Origin of the sequence: Bradyrhizobium sp. SZCCHNS1022 (genome assembly GCF_032484835.1) — a bacterium.
GTDB lineage: Bacteria > Pseudomonadota > Alphaproteobacteria > Rhizobiales > Xanthobacteraceae > Bradyrhizobium.
Genome location: NZ_JAUETT010000004.1, coordinates 223,435 through 243,650, shown reverse-complemented (window position 1 = coordinate 243,650; position 20,216 = coordinate 223,435). Strand labels below are relative to the sequence as shown.

At 64.0% G+C, this 20,216-nt stretch carries 17 protein-coding genes; 6 read left to right on the top strand and 11 right to left on the bottom strand.

The window, feature by feature from the left end; all coding sequences use genetic code 11:
- Positions 1-3: 3 nt before the first annotated feature.
- The 3 genes from QX071_RS23985 to QX071_RS23975 are packed head-to-tail and all read right to left on the bottom strand — an operon-like array spanning position 4 to position 2,161.
- Positions 4-384, bottom strand: a complete 381-nt coding sequence (locus QX071_RS23985; RefSeq protein WP_315706239.1) for a DUF6285 domain-containing protein — start codon at positions 382-384, stop codon at positions 4-6.
- Positions 385-386: 2 nt separating this feature from the next.
- The gene (locus QX071_RS23980; RefSeq protein WP_315706240.1) at positions 387-1,373 is read right to left on the bottom strand and encodes a phosphotransferase family protein; all 987 of its coding nucleotides are present in this window, start codon (positions 1,371-1,373) and stop codon (positions 387-389) included.
- Positions 1,370-2,161, bottom strand: a complete 792-nt coding sequence (locus QX071_RS23975) for an enoyl-CoA hydratase/isomerase (protein WP_315706241.1) — start codon at positions 2,159-2,161, stop codon at positions 1,370-1,372. The genes QX071_RS23980 and QX071_RS23975 overlap by 4 nt, the downstream gene beginning before the upstream one ends.
- Positions 2,162-2,332: 171 nt before the next feature.
- Here QX071_RS23975 and QX071_RS23970 point away from each other — a divergent pair, with 171 nt between their 5' ends.
- Together QX071_RS23970 and QX071_RS23965 are read left to right on the top strand one after the other, a co-directional pair.
- On the top strand, positions 2,333-3,112 hold the full coding sequence (locus tag QX071_RS23970; protein WP_315706242.1) for an SDR family oxidoreductase: 780 nt from the start codon (positions 2,333-2,335) through the stop codon (positions 3,110-3,112).
- Between the two features lie 228 nt (positions 3,113-3,340).
- Positions 3,341-4,183, top strand: a complete 843-nt coding sequence (locus QX071_RS23965) for an alpha/beta hydrolase (protein WP_315706243.1) — start codon at positions 3,341-3,343, stop codon at positions 4,181-4,183.
- A 280-nt stretch (positions 4,184-4,463) separates the two neighbouring features.
- Here the strand turns inward: QX071_RS23965 and QX071_RS23960 are convergent, their stop codons facing one another.
- Positions 4,464-5,564, bottom strand: coding sequence for an IS4 family transposase (locus QX071_RS23960; RefSeq protein WP_315701243.1), 1,101 nt, complete (start codon positions 5,562-5,564; stop codon positions 4,464-4,466).
- 344 nt (positions 5,565-5,908) lie between these two features.
- On the opposite strand from QX071_RS23960, the gene QX071_RS23955 reads away from it, so the two are divergent.
- Positions 5,909-6,202 carry a hypothetical protein gene (locus QX071_RS23955; RefSeq protein WP_315706244.1) on the top strand — a complete coding sequence of 98 codons (294 nt, stop codon included), beginning with the start codon at positions 5,909-5,911 and terminating at the stop codon, positions 6,200-6,202.
- Positions 6,203-6,271: 69 nt separating this feature from the next.
- Here QX071_RS23955 and QX071_RS23950 read toward each other — a convergent pair whose 3' ends face one another.
- Positions 6,272-6,559 (bottom strand): hypothetical protein, encoded by a 288-nt coding sequence (locus tag QX071_RS23950; RefSeq protein WP_315706245.1) that lies wholly within the window; start codon positions 6,557-6,559, stop codon positions 6,272-6,274.
- 175 nt (positions 6,560-6,734) lie between these two features.
- Between QX071_RS23950 and QX071_RS23945 the strand changes: the two genes are divergently transcribed.
- Complete coding sequence (locus QX071_RS23945) at positions 6,735-7,346, top strand: flavin reductase family protein (protein WP_315706246.1); 612 nt, start codon at positions 6,735-6,737, stop codon at positions 7,344-7,346.
- A gap of 380 nt (positions 7,347-7,726) precedes the next feature.
- Here the strand turns inward: QX071_RS23945 and yghU are convergent, their stop codons facing one another.
- Positions 7,727-8,602, bottom strand: a complete 876-nt coding sequence (gene yghU, locus QX071_RS23940) for a glutathione-dependent disulfide-bond oxidoreductase (protein ID WP_315706247.1) — start codon at positions 8,600-8,602, stop codon at positions 7,727-7,729.
- Between the two features lie 177 nt (positions 8,603-8,779).
- Between yghU and QX071_RS23935 the strand changes: the two genes are divergently transcribed.
- Positions 8,780-10,318 carry an acetyl-CoA acetyltransferase gene (locus QX071_RS23935; RefSeq protein WP_315706248.1) on the top strand — a complete coding sequence of 513 codons (1,539 nt, stop codon included), beginning with the start codon at positions 8,780-8,782 and terminating at the stop codon, positions 10,316-10,318.
- A gap of 48 nt (positions 10,319-10,366) precedes the next feature.
- On the opposite strand, the gene QX071_RS23930 is transcribed toward QX071_RS23935, so the two are convergent.
- Both QX071_RS23930 and QX071_RS23925 read right to left on the bottom strand, forming a co-directional pair.
- The gene (locus QX071_RS23930) at positions 10,367-11,500 is read right to left on the bottom strand and encodes a J domain-containing protein (protein ID WP_315706249.1); all 1,134 of its coding nucleotides are present in this window, start codon (positions 11,498-11,500) and stop codon (positions 10,367-10,369) included.
- Positions 11,501-11,533: 33 nt separating this feature from the next.
- The gene (locus QX071_RS23925) at positions 11,534-12,529 is read right to left on the bottom strand and encodes an MBL fold metallo-hydrolase (protein ID WP_315706250.1); all 996 of its coding nucleotides are present in this window, start codon (positions 12,527-12,529) and stop codon (positions 11,534-11,536) included.
- Between the two features lie 503 nt (positions 12,530-13,032).
- On the opposite strand from QX071_RS23925, the gene QX071_RS23920 reads away from it, so the two are divergent.
- The gene (locus QX071_RS23920; RefSeq protein ID WP_315706251.1) at positions 13,033-13,728 is read left to right on the top strand and encodes an alpha/beta hydrolase; all 696 of its coding nucleotides are present in this window, start codon (positions 13,033-13,035) and stop codon (positions 13,726-13,728) included.
- A gap of 90 nt (positions 13,729-13,818) precedes the next feature.
- On the opposite strand, the gene QX071_RS23915 is transcribed toward QX071_RS23920, so the two are convergent.
- From QX071_RS23915 to QX071_RS23905, 3 genes are all read right to left on the bottom strand, one after another.
- Entirely contained in the window at positions 13,819-15,015 is a 1,197-nt protein-coding gene (locus QX071_RS23915) for an efflux RND transporter periplasmic adaptor subunit (RefSeq protein WP_315706252.1), read from the bottom strand.
- On the bottom strand, positions 15,005-18,187 hold the full coding sequence (locus QX071_RS23910) for an efflux RND transporter permease subunit (protein ID WP_315706253.1): 3,183 nt from the start codon (positions 18,185-18,187) through the stop codon (positions 15,005-15,007). Before QX071_RS23910 ends, QX071_RS23915 begins: the two co-directional genes overlap by 11 nt.
- A gap of 219 nt (positions 18,188-18,406) precedes the next feature.
- Positions 18,407-20,092 carry a methyl-accepting chemotaxis protein gene (locus QX071_RS23905; protein ID WP_315706254.1) on the bottom strand — a complete coding sequence of 562 codons (1,686 nt, stop codon included), beginning with the start codon at positions 20,090-20,092 and terminating at the stop codon, positions 18,407-18,409.
- Positions 20,093-20,216 lie beyond the last annotated feature (124 nt).

Here is a 20,216-nt window from a genome sequence, read left to right as displayed (position 1 = left end):
GCGCTAGCCATTCTCCCTCTCTGTCTCCCGCTTATACGACGCATAGTTCGGCTGATCGACGGCGAGCTTGTCGAGCGTGGTCTGCCAGAGATGCTCTTTCAGCCCGGGGGTCGAAAGATCGATCGCGCCAGTGGCGATCTTCCCGGCGAGCGAACGGTTCAATTCGAACAGTGAGCCGTCCGAACCCAGCAAAGCCTTGAGCCGCTCCAGCTCCATGACCTCGTCCTGCCCGGCCTTTGCCAATTGCCGCACGATAAGATCAAGCGCGTTGATGCCGACGCGCAGCTTGAACGCCTCATGGCCGGAGATCAGCGGGATGATGTCGCTGCGCAGGAAGTCGGCGACCGCCTTGGCGAGTTCAGCCGGTGTCGGTTCATCCTGCATGATCAGGCTCCCCTCGGCGCTATCAGCCGCAGCAGATCGATCTCCGTCTCCGAAGCGCGGCGACCGATCATCGCGCGCTCCATCGAATGATCAGGCGCTTCCCGGAAGCGCTGCATCATGCCGCAGCACATCACGCCCCAGCGCAGGGTCCCCATCACTTCCCAGAACATCACACGCGCAGGGTCGACCTTGCGGCCCGCAGCCTCGTAGCCGGCAAAAAGATCCTCACGCGAGCCGAAGCCGCCAACCGGCTTGTCGATTTCGCCGAAGCGCCAGGAGTTGACGCAGATCCAACCGAGATCCTCCATGGGATCGCCGAGATGAGCGAGCTCCCAGTCGAGCACGGCACGAACACCACCGGGCCCGATGATCAGGTTGCCGTGGCGAAAATCGCCATGCACCAACGTCACCTCGTCAGGCGGTCCGGGATCGTGGTCGGCGAGCCAGCGCAGGGCCAGCTCGAACACCGGACGCGGCCAGCCGAAGCTCTGGTATTCGCGTCTCAGCTCGGCAAGCTCTCTCGCGGACGTCATTTCGCGCGGGCTCGGCAGTTTGTCGCGGGGGATGCCGTGAATGCCGGCCGCGATGCCGCCGAGCTGGCGCGCAAGTCGCGGGCGCACGGCCGCGAATTCGGCATCACGCAGGATCCTGCGCGCGATGGTCTCGCCTTCGACCCGCAGCATGATGAATCCGGTGCCGAGATCGTCCTCCGGCGTCAGCACGTGCAATACACGCGGCGACGGCACACCGGCTTCATAAGCCAGCTGCATCAGCGCCGCTTCATTGGCGAGGCCCGCCGCACGTCCCGGCGCGGCGCCATAGCCCTTCGGCGCGCGGCGCAGGATCGCGCCGACATCGCCGCCGGGACCAAGAATGTCGAAGCGCCAGGTCTCCTGGCTGGCGCCGCCCGACAGCTTCACAGCGCCCCTCACGCCGGTCGCCGCCGGCATGAAGCGCGCCACGCAGAGGGACAGCGCCGCCTCGATCATTGGCCCTGAAACTTGGCAGGACGCTTTTCCAGAAAGGCGCTGACGCCCTCCTTGAAATCGCCGGTCGCGCCAGCCACGCGCTGCAGCTGATATTCGAGGTTGAGCTGATCCTCGAAGGAATTCTCCGGGCTGTCCCAATAGAGCCTGCGGATCAGTGCGAGCGCCACCGTGGGACCATTGGCGAGTTCACGGGCGAGCTTCATGGCTTCGTCCATCAGCACGCTGTCCTCAAAGACGCGATTGACGAGGCCCCATTCGAGCGCCTTCTCCGCCGGCAGCTTCTCGCCCATCAGCGACAGCTCGATCGCGCGCGCCTTGCCGACCAGGCGCGGCAACAGCCAGGTCGAGCCGCAATCGGGCACCAGACCGATGCGGCGGAACGCCTGCAGGAAATAGGCTGACTTCGCGCACAGGATCATGTCGCCCATCAGCGCGAAGCTCATCCCGGCGCCCGCGGCGGGGCCGTTCACCGCGGCGACGATCGGGCAATGCAGGTTGCGCAAGCGACGCAGGAACGGATGAAACGCGGTCTCCAGCGCCGCACCGGCATTGCTGCGGCCGGGCTTCTGCTGATTGCGCCCTTGCAGATTGGCGCCGGTGCAGAAGGCACGGCCGGCGCCGGTCAAAACCAGGCAACGAACCTCCGCTTTCCTGTCCTCGATCTCCTCAAGCGCCTCGACGAGGCCGCCGAGCATGTCGATCGAGACCGCGTTCATGACCTCCTGATGGTCGAGCGTCAGAACGGCGACCGAACCGTCGAAATCGAGCGTGACGTGCTTGAACTGCATGGTTTCCTCTCAAAGCATTTCCAAGGCTGCATTCTCCGTGGTGGAATTCCAAGGTCAGCCGGATCCTTCTGCATATTTGATTTTTGTACGCACCTTGTCCATGGTCGGACTATCGGAAGAGAGTTGCGAAAGCGCGCAGCTGAGACGCGCCATCAATTCGGAGGATCGCCCATGAGCATATTCGATCTCACCGGCCGCGTGGCCGTCGTCACCGGCGGCAATGGTGGCATAGGCCTCGGCATCGCGCAGGCACTTGCGTCGAGTGGCTGCAATGTCTCGATCTGGGGCCGCAATGCCGAGAAGAACCTGGCGGCGGCGGCCTCGATGGCGGCAGCTCCGGGCCAGGTCGATACCCGCGTCTGCGACGTCACCGATCCTGTGTCCGTGAACGAGGCCATGAAAGCGACGCTCGACAGGTTCGGTCGCGTCGACGGCTGCTTTGCCAATGCCGGCATCGGCGGCGGTGGCCGAAAACCCTTCATCGAGCGCAGCGAGGAGGAATGGCGCACGATGTTCGCCACCAATCTGGATGGCGTCTTCCATGCGTTCCAGGCCGCGGCCAAGCACATGACCGAGCGCGCAGAAAAAGGCGACGCATTCGGCCGGCTGGTTGCGACCTCCAGCCTCGCCTCGCTGTTCGGCACGGCGCGTAACGAGCACTATGCCGCCACCAAAGCCGCGATCAACGCGCTCTGCCGTGCGTTGGCGGTCGAGCTCGCGCGCTACGGCATCACCGCCAATGCGATCCTGCCCGGCTGGATCAAGAGCGACATGACCGCGGGCCTCATGGCAAACGACAAATTCGTCGCCAATGTCATGCCGCGGATTCCGATGCGCCGCTTCGGCGAGCCTTCGGATTTCGGCGGTATCGCCGTCTACCTGATGAGCAAGGCTTCGTCCTATCACACAGCCGATTGTTTCGTGATCGACGGCGGCTACACCGCCTTTTGACCCCGAACTTGAAACACGAGCAGGAACGCAGCCAGCCCCGCCGGGCTGGTCGCGCGCACTCCTTTCCGATATCCCCGGGCGTTCATATCGACATTCTCGGAACAGCCGGCAGTTCCTGCGACGTTCCGTCACGTTTCGTAAATTTAATGAACATCGCGGTGTGACGGCTCCGTGATCTCCGCGTTTCCTCCTCTTAGATAAGAAGAAGATTTGATCGGGACGGAAGCGATGAGACGGGGAATAACGGTTCTGGCGTGCGTCTCTGCCCTGGCGGTTGCGGGCTATGTCGCGATGAGCAAATTGGGGATCGAGCATGAGAGCCTCGACCTTTATGACGCAGCACGACAACGGCCGGTCACGGTCGATGTCGCCGTGCGCAAGGACTACCAGATGAAGGCCGATGCCGGCGTCTGGCGGCTGCCGGTCGCCGTCATCAGTAATGGCAATACTGTCAGAAACACGGAATATTCCTTCCTGGCCAACGTATTTGCCGCGCGAGGCTATCTCGTCGCCAGCATCCAGCAGGATCTGCCGACCGATCCGCCGCTCGTGACCAAGATCGGCCTGCCCTATGTCGGACGGCTCCCTGTCTACAAGAAGGGGGAAGCCAACATCCTGTTCGTGCTGGACGAGCTGAAGAAAAGACACCCCAATGCCGACTACAAGCATCTGACCCTGGTCGGCCATTCCAATGGCGGCGACACTGCGATGTATTTCGCCAAGGAACATCCGGACATCGTCTCTCAGATCGTGACGCTCGATAATCTGCGGGTTCCCTTCGTCATCCGCGACAAGCTCAAGATCCTGTCGTTCCGCTCCGATGACCCCGTGTTCAAGACCGACCCGGGTGTGCTGCCGGCCCCCCAGGTGGCAAAGAAGGACGGAATCGACATCGTCAAAACCGAGTTCCAGCACACCTGGATGAGCGACCGGGGCCCCACCACCGTCAAGGAGCGCATCCAGGCGACGCTCGACAACTTCTTGGGCGGCGACACATCCAGCGATCTCGCACCCGCGCCGACCGACCCGAGCAACCTGCTCGTCAGCAACGCTGCAGCCGCGCTGCCATGATGCAAGGCGCGGACGCGCGTCCACCTCCCCGCGGCGCGGCTCGAGCGCCCGAGTTGTTCTGATCAAGACCCACTCGGGAGCGAGAGGGCGCAGGGAAGGCCGCATAGGCGTTAAGGTAGCGCGAGCATCGATTGATACTTGCGTTTTCGAGGAGGCTCGCGAAGGTGGCGCCCCAACGCGCGTTTTCTGCGGCGCAAGCAACGGATGGTTGGTTGTGGAATGATTGCTTGCAGCAAGGATGCAACGAGCTGCTGCAGGACCCGCCAAGCGCCAGGCGTCGTTAAGCGGCCTGCGTCCAGTGGGGAGAGTCCTCGAAGTCGCTGGCAAGCGGCTCGAGCAACAGGATGATCAGGAGGTGGGCCAGCAGGTAGGGCTTGGCAGAGCGCGGATCGGTTCCTGGCGGCGTCTTGAGGCCAATCAGACTCTTCAGTCGCTTGAACCCAAGCTCGATCCGCCATCGCAATCGATAGAGCGCAAGCACATCTTTGGTGGAGAACTCGTCCCGCGCGAGCGACGTGATCAGAATGACCCAATCCGCAGCCTCCAAAGTTTCTTTGGAGATGATGCGGTTTTCATCTTTTGCGTCTTGCCGGGCTTTACGCCGAGAAGCAGCAGCCGCACCGGTGGGCTTCTTGATTGCGACCAGACGCATAGCCAGAGGCGCGCCGCCCTTGCGCTTGATCCAAATCTCCCGATCGACCAGTCCGCGCGCCTTCGCGGCACGCAATTGGGCCATCAGATCGAACGGAAGGCCTTTGGCGTCAAGCCAACGTGCGTTCTTCCAGCCCGCTCGGATCAAAACGTCGGCCCCGGCTTCGCGGACGGCCGCAATGCGGTCAGGTTGCAGATAAGCGCGGTCAGCAATGCGGATCTCGTTCTTGACCACTGGTATCCGGTCAAACGTTTCGCCCTCTTGCTGATCTGTCAGCTCGAAGTGACCAAAGCGCTCATAGGGCAGATCAAATGCGCTATGAACGCGCCAAAGCTCACTGTTCTTGCGCGCAGCCGGTCCCGCCTGAGGCACTGTCGTCGCATCGATGATGCGGATCAGGCGGCCTTGGCTCGCCTTCGGAGCTGCCGCAGCGAGCAAGCCCTCCACCAGCACCGCAAACCAATCACCACATTGACGCAGCCGATAGAACAACGCCACGCTGGTGAGGTCGGCAAGGCCAACAGAAGCCGCCCATGCGGCTGTCGATCTCAGCCCTCTTTCACCCAAACAATAGGCCAGCATCAGCCGAAGTAACGTCACCGCATCTGGAATCTGCCGCCGACGCGCGAAGGCCTTCGTCTGGCGCGCAGTTTTCTCGAGCTGCGCAGCCCCGCCCAGCTGCGCAACCACTCTCGTCCAGTCCTCGTTCAGGAGCGATTCGTCTGCCATCCCCTGTTCGAATCACGGCGGATTCCAACACTCAAGCATAAACTTAACGCCTATGGGGAAGGCCGGGCGCCGGTTGACGCCCTGCGGCCCGCCTGCAGAAAAAAAGCAGGCGGCAGTCACCACAGGTCCAACCGGGATCGACCGGCCTTCCCTGCGCGATGGTTTGAACGTTTATACGTGATCTCCCCGGGGACCGGCTTTCTTGCCCCCGTATCCGCGACGATGCGAGCATCACCGCGTCTGCGGCAACGCGTTGAACACGTTGCGCACGGCGTCAGCACCGGGACGCCAGGACCACACGACTTCACGTTACGCACCAGGCTGTTCGTCCGCATGATCGGATCATGCTGCAGCCCGATGCGCCCACCGCATCCCGCGCCCTACGTGCCGTGACGATCGCGATACGCCCTCTGCATGAGGCGGGACAGCGCGAGTTAAACATGATTTCTGAAAAAACGAAAGAAGAATTTTCACCGCCGGATGTGACGGCTAGGCTCGGATGGGTGATCGGCTTGGAGCGATTGGCAAAATCCGGCTTTCCACGCATTCCGATCGCCGGGGCCACGGCCACGAAGGTCACCCGCACTCGGCAGGAGACTGAGCAAGTGATTTGCCTGACAGGCAGCGTTTGCGTTTGATGGCGACGCCTACCTGTTGTCAGTCCGGCCGCGAGCAAACGCGCGCGCCCGGACTGACGGACCGACAGGTCACTGCTTCGACGGCGACTTGACCGCCGGGCCGCTCTTGTTGCCCGGCATGCCCTTGACGTTGGCCGGATCCTGGTTGCTGACGTCAGGATTGTGGCGATCCATCGACGTGCTGGAGCCGACCGTGCCCTTGTCCGCCGGCGGCCCGTTCTTGTTCCCCGGCGCGCCCTGGATGCCGGCACCGGAATTCTGCGCGCTCGGCGGATTGCTTTGCGATCCACTCTGTGCCGACGCCGCGCCTGCCGCCAGCAGACACGCAATCGCAACTGCACTGATCATCGCTTTCATGGCGATCCTCCAGATCTGTGTTCTGTGCAGTTTCGAACGTCGCGGCCGCCGCAGCGTTCCGGCAAGCGGCAAATTAAGCGGCTCCGTTCCGCGCAGCTCCTGCCCGCTTTATCGGCTTGGTCGCCACGCTGCGGCGCACTACGCTCGCCGGCGTCGCAAGCAAACAGGACCTACCATGGAATATCTTCCCGCCGATCTGTCCCCGCGCGAGCGCTACAAGATCCTGACCTCCTTCGTGCTGCCGCGGCCGATCGCCTGGGTGACGAGCATGCGCGAGACCGGCGTAGTCAATGCGGCGCCATTTTCGTTCTTCAACGTGCTTGGCGAGGACCCGCCGCTCTGCGTGTTCGCGATCAATCTGCGCCCGGACGGCCGCATCAAGGACACGCTGGTCAACATCCGCCGCTCAGGGGAATTCGTGGTGCACATCACCGACGAGCCGCTGGCGCAGGCGATGCACGATACCGGCGGCGACTTCCCGCCCGAGATCAGCGAGCCCGATCACCTCGGCCTGAAGCTAGCGCCCTCCAGCACGGTGCTGGTGCCGCGGCTGGCCGACGCCCCGTTCGCAATGGAATGCCGGACCTGGAAGATCATCGACGTCAACGGCGACCGTCAGCTGGTGTTCGGCGAAGGCGTCAATTTCTACATTCGTGACGAATTATGGGATCGCGACAAGATGCGGGTGCACATGGAGCTATTCCACCCGGTCGGGCGCATGTTCGCCGACCGCTATTGCCGCACCAATGAGCGGATGGATTTCCCGCCGGCGAAGGGGATGGAATAGCAGCATACGGGCTGTCATCCCTGGGAAGGCGGGATCCGGTCGGTAGGCAGGGCGATCGCATATGGCGCAAACTGGACCGGGGCCTCATGGTTCTCCCGGCGATGCGTAGCATCGTCCGGAGGCGCGCCGCCGCATGCGGCGCTCCTCACCATGAGGGTCTGCCATTTTGCCGCAAACGAGCCCTCGTCCTGAGGAGCTCGCCGGAGGCGAGCGTCTCGAAGGACGGCCGCGGGAGAGATCGTCGGCCGAGTTTTCCCCCATATGCGATCGCTCTGGTCGGCAGGGGAGGCAAAGCGCAGCGTGCCCACCATTGCAGGCGTGATGCAAGTCGGTGGGCAGGCGCCGCCTTACGCCGGCGCTTTGCCCACCCTACGCAATGACTACCCGCCCTGCCCGATCTTGTCCTGCGTCTTGGTCTCGAAGTCGCTCGCCTCGTGCCGCTCGTGCAGCTGGCTCTTCGGGTCGCCGGAGACGCGATTGACCATGCGGCCGCGCTTCACCGCAGGTCGCTGCGCGATCTGGTCGGTCCAGCGCTGCACGTTCTTGTATTCATGAACCGAGAGGAATTCGCCAGCGTCATAAAGCAGCCCCTTGGCGAGCGCCCCGTACCACGGCCACACCGCCATGTCCGCGATCGTGTAGTTGCTGCCGGCGAGATATTCGCTCTCCGCCAAGCGACGATCGAGCACGTCGAGCTGGCGCTTCACCTCCATCGCAAAACGATCGATGGCATATTCGATCTTGGTCGGCGCATAGGCATAGAAGTGACCGAAGCCGCCGCCGAGATAGGGTGCGGCGCCCATCTGCCAGAACAGCCAGTTGAAGCATTCGGCCCGCTCCGCGGCCGCGGTCGGAAGGAAGGCGCCGAACTTCTCGGCGAGATAGACCAGGATCGAGCCGCTTTCGAAGACGCGGATCGGCACCTCGCCGCTGCGGTCCATCAGCGCCGGGATCTTCGAATTCGGATTGACCGCCACGAAGCCCGAGCCGAACTGGTCGCCCTCACCGATGCGGATCAGCCAGGCGTCGTACTCGGCGCCGGAGTGGCCGAGGGCGAGCAGCTCCTCCAGCATCACCGTGACCTTGACGCCGTTCGGCGTCGCCAGGGAATAGAGTTGCAAGGGATGACGACCGACCGGCAATTCCTTCTCTTGCGTCGGACCTGCGATCGGCCGATTGATGTTGGCGAAGCGGCCGCCGCTCGGCTTGTTCCAGGTCCAGACCTTGGGCGGGATGTAGACGTTCTCTTCCGACACGGCATCCTCCGGACATCACGGGCGTGAGCCTCGTTTTATGCGCTGACCGGACCAGGCGGAAGTCCGGCTTGCGCGTCTGCGTTGCGCATTTCTGCATTGCCTGCGCCGCATCGCAATGACAGAACGATGTAACGACAGAACATGACGGCCGCAATCGGCCGCACCTTTGGAAACGCCATGTTGACCACTTCGGCCGCCGGTTCGCTTCCTGCCGAGCGCATTCCCGTCATCGTCGGCGTCGGCGAGATCGTCGACCGCCCCAAGGACATCCTGGAGGGACTCGAGCCGCTCGCCCTGCTCGAACAGGCAGCGCGGCGCGCCGAGCTCGACGCCGGGGCAAAGCTGATCGGCGACACCGGCTCGCTCGACGTGGTCAATTTCCTGAGCTGGCGCTACCGCGATCCGGACAAGCTCCTGGCGCAGCGGTTGGGTATGACGCCCGCGCATTCCCATTACGGCCCGGTCGGCGGCGAGAGTCCGATCCGTTTCCTGCACGAGGCCGCCTTGCGCATCGCGCGCGGCGAATGCGAGGTGGCGGTGGTCTGTGGCGCGGAAGCGCAATCGACCGCGACCAAGGCCGAGCGCGCCGGAGTGACTTTGCCCTGGACCCCGTTCGCGCATGATGTCGAGGAGCCCAAGCGCGGCGCTGCATTCCAGAAGCCGCTTGCGGTGAAGCTCGGCGTCTTCCGCCCGGTATCGGTCTATCCCTTCTACGAGGTCGCGACCTCGGCGGCCTGGGGCCAGACTCCGCGCAAAGCGCTGCAGGAATCCGGCGACTTGTGGTCGCGCTACTCGGCGGTGGCGGCCTACAGTCCGAATGCCTGGCTGAAGCGGCATTTTTCGTCCGACGAAATCATCACGCCCTCCGCCGACAACCGTCCGATCGCCTGGCCCTATACCAAGCTCATGGTGGCCAATCCCATGGTCAACATGGGCGCGGCGCTGATCCTGACCAGCCTCGCCCGCGCACGTGCCGCCGGGATTGCCGAGAACCGCATGGTGTATCCGCTCGGCGGCGCGGCCGCCGAAGACCCGCGCGACTACCTCGCCCGCGACCAGTTCGTGGAAAGCCATCCGCAAAACGCTGTGCTGCACGCGGCACTGGATCTGGTCGATGGCCAAGGCGGCAATAACGGCAGCGCGTTCGACGTCATCGAACTCTATAGCTGCTTTCCCTGCGTGCCGAAGATGGCGCGGCGGACGCTCGGCCTTGGGACAGATGTCGAGCCGACCGTGACCGGCGGCCTGACCTTCTTCGGCGCGCCGCTCAACACCTACATGACGCATGCCGCCTGTGCGATGGTGCGCCGAGTGCGCGGCGGCGCCGGGCGCGGCCTGCTCTACGGCCAGGGCGGCTTCGTCACCAAGCACCACGCGCTGGTGCTGTCGCGCGAGGCGCCGCGCGCGCCGCTTGCGCAGGAGACGAGCGTGCAGGCCATCGCCGACCGCAGCCGCGGCGCGGTGCCGGACTTCGTGACCGAGGCGAGCGGCAAGGGCAAGGTCGAAAGCTTCACCGTACTCTATGATCGCGATGGCGAGATCGAGCATGGCGCCGTCATGCTGCGCACCGAAGCGAATGCACGAACGCTCGCCCGCGTGCCGGGACGAGACACGACGACACTCGCAGCGCTGATGGATCTCGATCGCACGCCGGTCGGGTCGATCGGCGAGATCACCACCGCCGGGGACGGCGTGCCGGAGTGGCAGCTGTCGTAGCTGCAGCTTCGGTTTACCTCACGTCTCCCGTGTCAGGTCGCCGTCGGTTCAACGCATTCCGCCCGGTGTCGTCTTCGGCACCGAGCTGGTCATATCAGTACCGGGCGCCGGAGGCGGCTCGCGGCCACTGCCCGCGAGTTCGCGCTTGCGCGCGAGCGCCGCGTTGCGACGCGCCAGCGCACTCGGTAGCTGCGGGTTGAGCGCGAGCGCCCGGTCCAGATCGGCCAACGCGCGATCGTAGCGGCCCTTGGCGAGCCACACCGCGCCCCGATCGCTATAGACGTCGGCATCGCTGAAGCTCATTCGCACGGCGTGGTCCAGATCGAGCAGAGCTTCGTCGAACTCCCCTCTCTGCTGCCGGATCAGGGCGCGATCGTGAAACAGCCCCGGATTCTTGGGATCGAGCCGGATCGCCTGATCGTAATCGGCGAGCGCGCGATCGAGGTCGCCCTTGCGGCTCCATCCGCGGGCGCGATCGCCATAGGCTTCCGCATTGGCGGGCGCGAGGCGGATCGCCGCGTCGAAGTCGGCGATGGCGCGATCGAGCTCACCCTTGCGGCTGAAATCCAGAGCCCGTTCGAGAAAGGCGGCAGCCGTGGAAGGCTCCTCCACACTGAGGCTCATGAGCATGTCTTGCGCCGGTGCGACACCGAGCGGAAACCTCGGCGTTCGCGCAAGATCGTGATCATCGGTCTCCGCTCGGTGCGCCGCCGGCGGCACAGCACCGGTCTCCTGCGCGCTCCAGGCCGATGCCGCGTCGGCGCTCGGCTCATGCGCAGGCTCGGACCGCGACTGCAGTTGCAATCGCAACGCCATTGACCGGATCGAGTCGATCGAGACCCAGTCCCGGATCGAGGGCAGGAACAGAACTTCCAATCCGATCAGGATGATGCTCAGGACGGCTGCCATCGCCGTGAACTGGACGATCGCGTTCCAACGCTCCAGTCGCGCGCGCTCGCGCGCCTCGGCAAGCAGGCCGTCGTATTCCGCGCGCAGACCAGCGTCGCGCAGCACCCTGTAGGCGGCGATGATCATCTTGACGTGCCGATCGGCATCGGCGTCATGGCCGCGGCGCAGGTCCGGATGATGCGCCTTCACGGCCTTGCGAAAAGCCTGCTTGATGGTCTCGATATCGGCACATGGCGAGACGCCGAGAACCTCGTAGTGGGTTTTCATCGTCATGCGCGGCACCCTGCTCCAACGACCCGCATGGGGTCATGCGTGGAGCATGTCGAGCGCATAGCTGCCGCCGTCGCGCGTGAGCCGGCCGAAGCCGGTCCAAGGGAAGTGCGAACCGCAGATCAGCATCTGCTCCGCCACCACACGGTCGAGCAGCTTGCGGCGGCTGGCCTCCGCCATCGGGCCGTCCTGATCGAATGCGCCGTGCCAGCCGGGATGCCGCGCGCACAGCGCCGGCACGTAGGCGGTATCGTTCGAGATCATCAGCTGCTCGTTTCCGGAGCTGAGATGAAAGGCCGTGTGCCCAGGCGTATGGCCGGGCACGCTGACGAAGCGAATGCCGGGAACGACCTCATCCTCTCCCTCGACCGGCAAGATATTCTTCCAGTTCGGCATCACGGTCTGGATGCGGTGGGCCAGCGGCTGCCGGCCCGGCGGCAACCGGCCAGTGAGTGACGCATCGGTCCACCATTTGTATTCCGTCGCAGCGACGATGATCTCGGCATCGGGAAAGACCGGCGCGTTGGTGTCCTCGCCGAGCAGACCGAAAATATGATCGGGATGAAAATGCGACACCAGGATCGTGTCGATGTCCCTGGGCTGGATGCCGGCCGCTTTCAGATTGCCGAGCATGCGGCCGGACACGAACACCGAATCGGGATTGAAGCCCTGCACCTGGCCCCCGCCGCCGGCATCACACAGCACGGTCTTGCCCTTCAACCTGACGACATAGGTCGTGATCGGGATCGTGACGAATGCGGATGGCAGGCCGGCCGCGGCGAGCGCCTGCTTGGTCTCGCTCACGCTCGCGTTGCTGATGAAGCCCGTTTCGTGCGGCTTCTCCCAGACGCCATCGTACAATGCAATGATCTCTGCCTCGCCGATCCGCGCGCGGAAATAGCCCGGCTCCGGATCCTCGGTACGACGATGCGGCCGCGCCGCAACGACCGCTAGCTGCGCATCAAGGCCGAATGCGGCCGCAGCGCTGGAAGCCGACAGCAGCAGCCTCCGTCGCGAAGGACAATATGTCATGAGCCACTACCACGAATATTGGACCGTCAATCGAATAGGCCCCGACTTGGGAGGCAAGCTCGCAACGTAACCGGGAATATGGCGCCATGGCGGCCCTTCGACGAGAAGGTTGTTGGCCGCGTGCTCATCACACGCTTATGCAGGTCCATGCCGATCGATGCGATCAACCGGTAGCGATCGCGATCAGCACGGCTTTGCCTTCAAATCGGCGAGATTAGTGAGGAGTATACGTAGTCGATCCTCCGAGACTTGGACGGCGCTCGATAGCGTAGTGGGGGTCTTCATTACGTTCGCAGCCGATCAACTTGCCTTCGGCGCGTCGAGCGCTGACGTTTTCGTCATAGTCCAGCGGGTCATAAGATCGCACTCGCATATCCGCTGAGCATGGTTCGCGCGCCGGTCTGGTTAGAGATCATCGTGACCGGCAATGGCGCACCAGAGCAACGAGTGGTAAGGTGCTTCCGCGAGGATCGACCGCCGCCTAACACTCCGAAATCTAGAACATGTTGACCGGAATTTTTCAGGCCGACGGCGAGACCCTCGCCTATTCACACTATATCCCACCGAACGCCCCTCACGAGGTGGCGCTTTCGTTGCATGGCGCGGGTCCTGCGGGCCGTGAGCGCATCAGGTATCTAGCGGAACATTTAGTCTCGGGCGGATCGAGCCTGTTCTGCTTTGACTTCTCCGGCCACGGCGACAGCTCAGGGCATCTTGCGCACTCCAGTCTCTCGAGGCGCTCGTCCCAAGCCGCTGCTGCGCTCCGTGAGATGAACGAGCGGCCGACCATTCTGATCGGAACGAGCATGGGTGGCCATGTCGCTACCAGCATCCTCACGGCCACCGCTCCGGCATTTCTGGTCCTATTCTGCCCTGCCCTGTATGCCGATGACAGCACTGACCTGCCATTCGACGACCGCTTCACCGAGGCGATCAGGAAACCGTCCAGCTTCGAACGCTGCTCACTGAAGCGGAATCTGGCGCGCTTTTGCGGTAAGTCGCTCCTGATCATCGGCGAGGATGACCGCATCATTCCGCCTCGGGTCGTCGAGATCTACGGCGAAGAGCTCCGGAAAAATGGACAGTTCAGGCTGCTCACCTTGCCCGGCGCGCCCCACAATCTTCACGGCTGGGCCACTCATAGTGAGGAGAACAAATCGGCGATTCTGAAGGCCGTGGACGAACTGCTCGAAAGTTAGTCGGAGACGTCCAGCTAATCCGGACGAGACAGCTCGCGCTACGCTGGGCGACGCTCGCAGAGCATGCTCCCGCTAACGTTTGCAGCCGCCCTAGCCCTTGCCGTCCTGCGCGGCGGAGAGCTTCTCGGGCTTGGCATCCTTCTTGGGACCGGCGACGCGGACCTGATCGCCATTGGCCAAGCCATCCGGGGGCGCGACGATGACGCGATCCCCCACCGTCAACCCGGAGCCGAGCTCGATGTTGCGGCCGAGATCGCGCGCGATCGTCACCGACCTGAACTTGACCTTGTTGTCCGCATCCACCGTGGCGACGCGCAGGCCGTTCTGATCGAACAGAACGGCGCTGGCCGGGATGTACAACGGCTTGCTGTCCCGCTGCAGGTTCAGCTTCACGCTGGCGTAGCCGCCCGGCATCAGCTCGCTCTTGCTGTTATCGAGCCCGAGCTGCATCCGCGTGGTGCCGGAAGCGACGTCGACGGACTGAGCCGAGGCTTCCACCGTCGCTTCGAAACTTCGGGTCGGATATTCCGGCACCGATATCGTGGCCTTGGCGCCGATCTTCACCGCCGGCACGTAGTTCTGCGGCACGTTGACATAGACGCGCAGCTTCTTGATGTCCGAAATGACGAACATCGGCGTCCCGCCGCCCCCGGCATTGATCAGCGCGCCGACATCGGTGTCGCGCGCGGTGACGACGCCGTCGAATGGGGCGGTGATCTTCTTGTAGCCGGCCAGCGCCTCCAGCCGCTCGACATTGGCCTGGCCGGACTTCACCGCGGCCTTCTTGTTGTTGAGGTCGGCGGTGCGCTCGTCGATCTCCTGCATCGAGACGAAGTTCGAGGCGATCAGGGTCTTACGCCGGTTCAGCGTCGCTTCCGACAGCGCAGCACTGGCCTGCGCGCTGGTCAGGTCGGCGCGGGCCTGCAACAGCTGCTGATCGAGGTCGGGCGCCTCGATCTCCGCAATCACCTGGCCCGCCTTCACCGGCGCGCCGATGTCGGCGCTCCAGCTCTTCAAGTAACCGCTGACGCGGGCGAAGATCGGGGCGCGATAATAAGCTTCCAACCGCCCCGGCACATCCAACGTCGAGCTCAACGCCTTCGCATCGGGACTGATCACCGCAACCGTCGGGATCGCCTGGTCGTCAGTCCATTCCTTGAGCTTGGCGTCGCTGTCTTCACGGGCGCGGATCCCGGTGACCACCGCAAACACCAGCCCCGCACCGGCGGCAAGCGCGAACATCCCGAGCTTTGCGCGCGAGACCGGCTTGTGCGTTTCAGTGGGCATGCGCGGTCTCCAATGCGGCGGCGTCTTTGCCGGCGCGCTTCTTATGCACGAGGCTGAACACGACGGGAACGAACATCAAGGTGGCGAAGGTAGCAAAAATCAGGCCGCCGATCACGGCGCGGCCGAGCGGTGCATTCTGCTCGCCGCCCTCACCCAGGGCCAGCGCCATCGGCGTCATGCCGATGATCATGGCGAGCGCGGTCATCAGCACCGGACGGAAGCGGACGAAGCCGGCCTCGATCGCCGCCGCAATGGGATCGCCAAGCTCCTCGTAACGCTCGCGGGCAAAGCTGATCACGAGCACGCTGTTGGCGGTCGCCACGCCCATGCACATGATGGCGCCGGTCAGCGCCGGCACCGACAGCGTGGTGTGGCTCAGGAACAGCATCCAGACGATGCCGGCGAGCGCCGCCGGCAGCGCGGTGATGATCACGAACGGATCGGACCATGACTGGAAGTTGACGACGATCAGGAGGTAGATCAACACGACGGCGCCGAGCAGGCCGAACAGCAGGCCGGAGAACGCGCTGTTCATGGTCTGCACCTGGCCGAGCAGCACCACGGAGGAGCCCTTGGGCACCTCCTTGGACGTGTCGGCGATCGCGGCTCTCACATCGTTCGACACGGCGCCGAGGTCGCGGCCCTGCGTGGTCGCATAGATCTGCACCATCGACTGGATGTCGTATTGCGAGACCACCGCGCTCGAGCTCGAGCGCTTGATGTCGGCGATGCCGCCCAGGATCGGCGCCGAAGGCGAATTGGTCGCGGAGATCGGCAGCGTCTCCAGCTTGCTCAGGGAGTCGATCGCGAATTGCGGCGTCTGCATCACGATCGAATAGGACACGCCGTTATCGGGATTGAGATAATAGGTCGGCGCGACCTGCGATGACCCGGCGAGGTTGACGACCAGGCTGTTGGTGACGTCGCGCTCGGTCAGGCCGACATATTGCGCGCGGGTGCGGTCGACATCGATGTTGAAGGTCGGGTTGCTCGCCGACTGCTGGATGCGCGCATCGGCAATGCCCGGGATATGCCGGATGCGGGCGAGCAGCTTGCCCGCATAGGCGAAGTTGGCCGCGACATTGGCGCCGCGCACCTGCAGGTCGATCGGCGCCGGCGCGCCGAAATTCAGGATCTGGCTGACGATATCGGCCGGCAGGAATGCGAAGCTCATGCCCGGAAACTGACGCGGCAACTGCTCGCGCAGGGCCTGCACATACGTCTCGGTCGGGCGATGGCCCTCCTTCAGCTTGATCTGGATGTCGCCATCCTGCGCGCCGATCACGCCGGTGTTGTTGTAGGTCATGTTGATGCCGGAGATCGGCATGCCGATGTTGTCGGCCACCGTCTCGATCTCACCGGGCGGGATGATCTTGCGGATCGCCTTCTGGACCTCGGCGAACTGGTTGGCGCTTTCCTCGATGCGGGTGCCGACCTGGGTGCGCACATGCATCAGGATCGAGCCGGCATCGACTGCGGGAAAGAAGTTGCGGCCCAGATAAGGCACCAGCAGGAACGACAGCCCGACAAAGGCGAGAAAGCCCAGCAGGAACACCGCCCGCCCCTGCATCGCCAGGGTCAGAAGCCCGCGATAGCCGGACCGGATGCGCTCGAACCGCGCCTCGAAGCCGCGCTGGAACAGCGCGAACGGATTGCGGGTCGGCGCCGGGCCATGCTCGCCATGGGCGACATGCGGCTTCAGCAGATATTTCGCCATGGTCGGCACCAGCGTGCGCGACAGGATGAACGACCAGATCATCGCGAACATCACCGCTTCCGCCATCGGCACGAACAGGAAGCGGGCGACGCCGGTCAGGAAGAACATCGGCACGAACACGATGCAGATGCAGAGCAGCGAGACGAAGGCCGGCGTCACGATCTGGTTGGCGCCGTCCAGGATCGCGGGCTCGACGTCCTTGCCCTGCTCCAGGTGCCAGTTGATGTTCTCGATCGTCACCGTGGCGTCGTCGACCAGGATGCCGACCGCGAGCGCCAGCCCGCCGAGCGTCATGATGTTCAGCGTCTCGCCGATCGCGGCCAGCATGATGATCGCGCCCAGCACCGACAGCGGAATCGAGACGGCGATGATGATGGTCGAGCGCCAGCTGCCGAGGAACAGGAGGATCATCACGCTGGTGAGCAGCGCGGCGATGAGGCCCTCGAAGGCGACGCCCGAAATGGCCGAGCGCACGAACACCGACTGGTCGCCGATGAAGCCGATCTTGAGCGCGTCCGGCAGCTGGTCGCGAACCTCGATCACCTTCTGCTTGATGCCGGAGATGATGTCGAGCGTCGACGTGGCGCCGGCCTTCAGCACCATCATCAGGACCGAGCGGTTGCCGTTGACGTGAACGATGTTGGTCTGCGGCGGGTTGCCGTCGCGGACCGATGCGACGTCGCGGATATAGACCATCGCCCCGTTCACGGCCTTGATCGGCAGGTTGCCGAGCTCCTCCATCTTCAGAGGCGAGTTGTTGAGCTGGATGTTGTATTCGAAGCCGCCGATCTTCTGCGTGCCGACCGGCGTGATCAGGTTTTGCGCGGCCAGCGCATTGGCAACGTCCTGGCCGGACAGGCCGCGGGCCTGCAGCGCTGTCGGGTCGAGATCGATCTGCACCTGGCGCTGCTTGCCGCCGAACGGATACGGGATGGCCGCACCCGGGACCGTCACCAGAGGCGTGCGCAATTGGTTGATGCCGATATCGGCGAGGTTCTGCTCGGTCAGCCCCTCGCCGGACAGCGCGACCTGGATGATCGGCACGGTGGAGGCGCTGTAATTCAGGATCAAGGGCGGCGTCGCGCCCGGCGGCATCTGCTTCAGCAGCGTCTGCGAGATCGCCGTCACCTGCGCGTTCGCTGTGCGGATGTCGACGCCGGGCTGGAAGAAGATCTTGATGATGCCGAAGCCGTTATAGGAATTGGCGACGATGTGCTCGATGTCGTTGACGGTCGTGGTCAGCGCCCGCTGGAACGGCGTCGTGATACGGCCGGACATCTGGTCGGGCGGTAGTCCGGTGTACTGCCACACGACGCCGATCACGGGAATGCGAATATCGGGAAAGATGTCGGTCGGCGTCCGCAATGCGGCCAGCGGCCCGACGATCAGAAGCAGCAGCGCGAGCACGACGAAGGTGTACGGCCGGCTCAGGGCGATGCGGACCAGTGCAATCATGGATCAAGCTTTTCCAGGCCCGCCCCCGCGCGGACGTCATATGGAAGCATTCGCATTGATCTAGCGCAACTGCAGCAAAATAGAAAAGAGGGGAGCGGAATGCTCCCCTCTCACTTCTGCATGACAATGCTGGACGAGGCCGTCCGCACGGCGCGCCCTACGCCGCGGCGGACGGTTCTCGAACAGCTCCCTGCGTCGCTATCCTGCTCTTTGACGCCCTCAGGCGGCCCGTACCGAATCCAGGAACTTGTCCACTTCGAGCTTCAGACGGTTGCTCTCGTCCGACAGCGATTTGGCGGCGGAAAGCACCTGCACGGAGGCCGAGCCGGTCTCGGTTGCGCCATTCTGGACGTCGGCGATGTTGGAGGAGACCTCCTGGGTGCCGATCGCCGCTTGCTGGACGCTGCGGGAAATCTCCTGCGTCGCTGCACCCTGCTGCTCCACCGCAGCCGCAATCGCCGAAGAGATTTCGGACAGCCGCTCGATGGTGACGCTGATGGCCTGGATGGCGCTGACCGATTCCTGTGTTGCGGCCTGAATGCTGGAAATCTGCTGGCCGATCTCGCCGGTGGCTTTCGCGGTCTGCTCCGCCAGCGCCTTCACTTCCGAGGCCACCACGGCGAAGCCGCGGCCGGCTTCGCCGGCACGCGCCGCCTCGATCGTCGCGTTCAGTGCCAACAGGTTGGTCTGGCCGGCGATGGTGTTGATCAGCTCGACCACGTCGCCGATCCGGGTTGCGGCCTTGGACAATTCGCCGACGCGATCGTTGGTGGCGCGAGCCTGATGCACCGCCTCGCCGGCCATCTTCGCCGATTCCTGGACCTGCCGGCCGATCTCCTGGATCGAGGATGCCATCTCTTCGCTCGCGGAGGCCACCGACTGCACATTGGTGGACGCTTCCTCGGAGGCGGAGGCGACGACGCTCGCCAGTTCCTGGCTGCGGTCGGCCGTGGAGGACAGCGTCGTGGCGGATGCTTCCAATTCGGTCGAGGCCGAAGAGACCGTCTCTACGATCTCTCCGACCGCGCCCTCGAACATGTCGGCCAGCTTGGTCATTTCACTACGGCGCTGGAGCGCAGCGCGGTGCTCGGAGGCCTTCAGCTCCTCCTTGCTGAAGCGAACGATGGTCTGCACAGTCTGGAGATTGCGTAAGGCCTCGCCGATCTCATCGTCACGTTCGATCATCACGCGGGTGTCGAGCTTGCCCTGCACGATGTTGCCCATGGTCTCGTTCAGGTGCCGCAGCGGCGCGCCGAGCGCCTGGAGCAGTTGCATCACCAGCAGGCCCGCGAAGGCGGCGTCAAGCACCGCCAATGCCGACACCGCGATGCCGGGCAGGCCGAACAGCGCGCTCGCCGCGATCCCAAGTATCATCGCCGTCTGCACCGCGAGGAGCGTCAGGAGCCGCGCGTTGAGCGTGCGCGTGAACATCGCAAAGATGTCAAAAACCGAACGGCGACGGATGACGCCGGCCGCGATCTTGTAGTTATGCGACCGCTTCTCGCGGATCGCCGCATAGACCTGCTCGGCCTCGGCGCGCTGGTCGGCAGGCAGCTTGGTGCGTACCGAAGTGTAGCCGGTCACCTGCCCGTTCTGGCGGATCGGCGAGGCGGTTGCCAGCACCCAATAGAAGTCCCCGTTCTTGCGCCGGTTCTTCACCGCGCCGACCCAGGGCTTGCCGGATTTGAGCGTGCTCCAGAGATTTTCGAAGGCTTCCGGCGGCATGTCCGGATGGCGGATGATGTTGTGCGGCTGGCCCATCAGCTCCGCGGGCGTAAAGCCCGAGGCGGCGATGAAATCCTCATTGAAGAATGTCAGCTTTCCCTTGGTGTCGGTCTGCGACACGATCAGGGTTTCGTCGGTGACCGGATATTCGACGGTGGTGACAGGCAAATTCTTACGCATGGCAGATCTTTCAGGGCAATCACGATCGGCAACCGCACAATTGCGTGCACCGCCAGGAATCAGGAACTGAATCACGAACATCTGCCGCCTGAGGTGGCAGCGAATGATTAAGGATCGAGCGAAA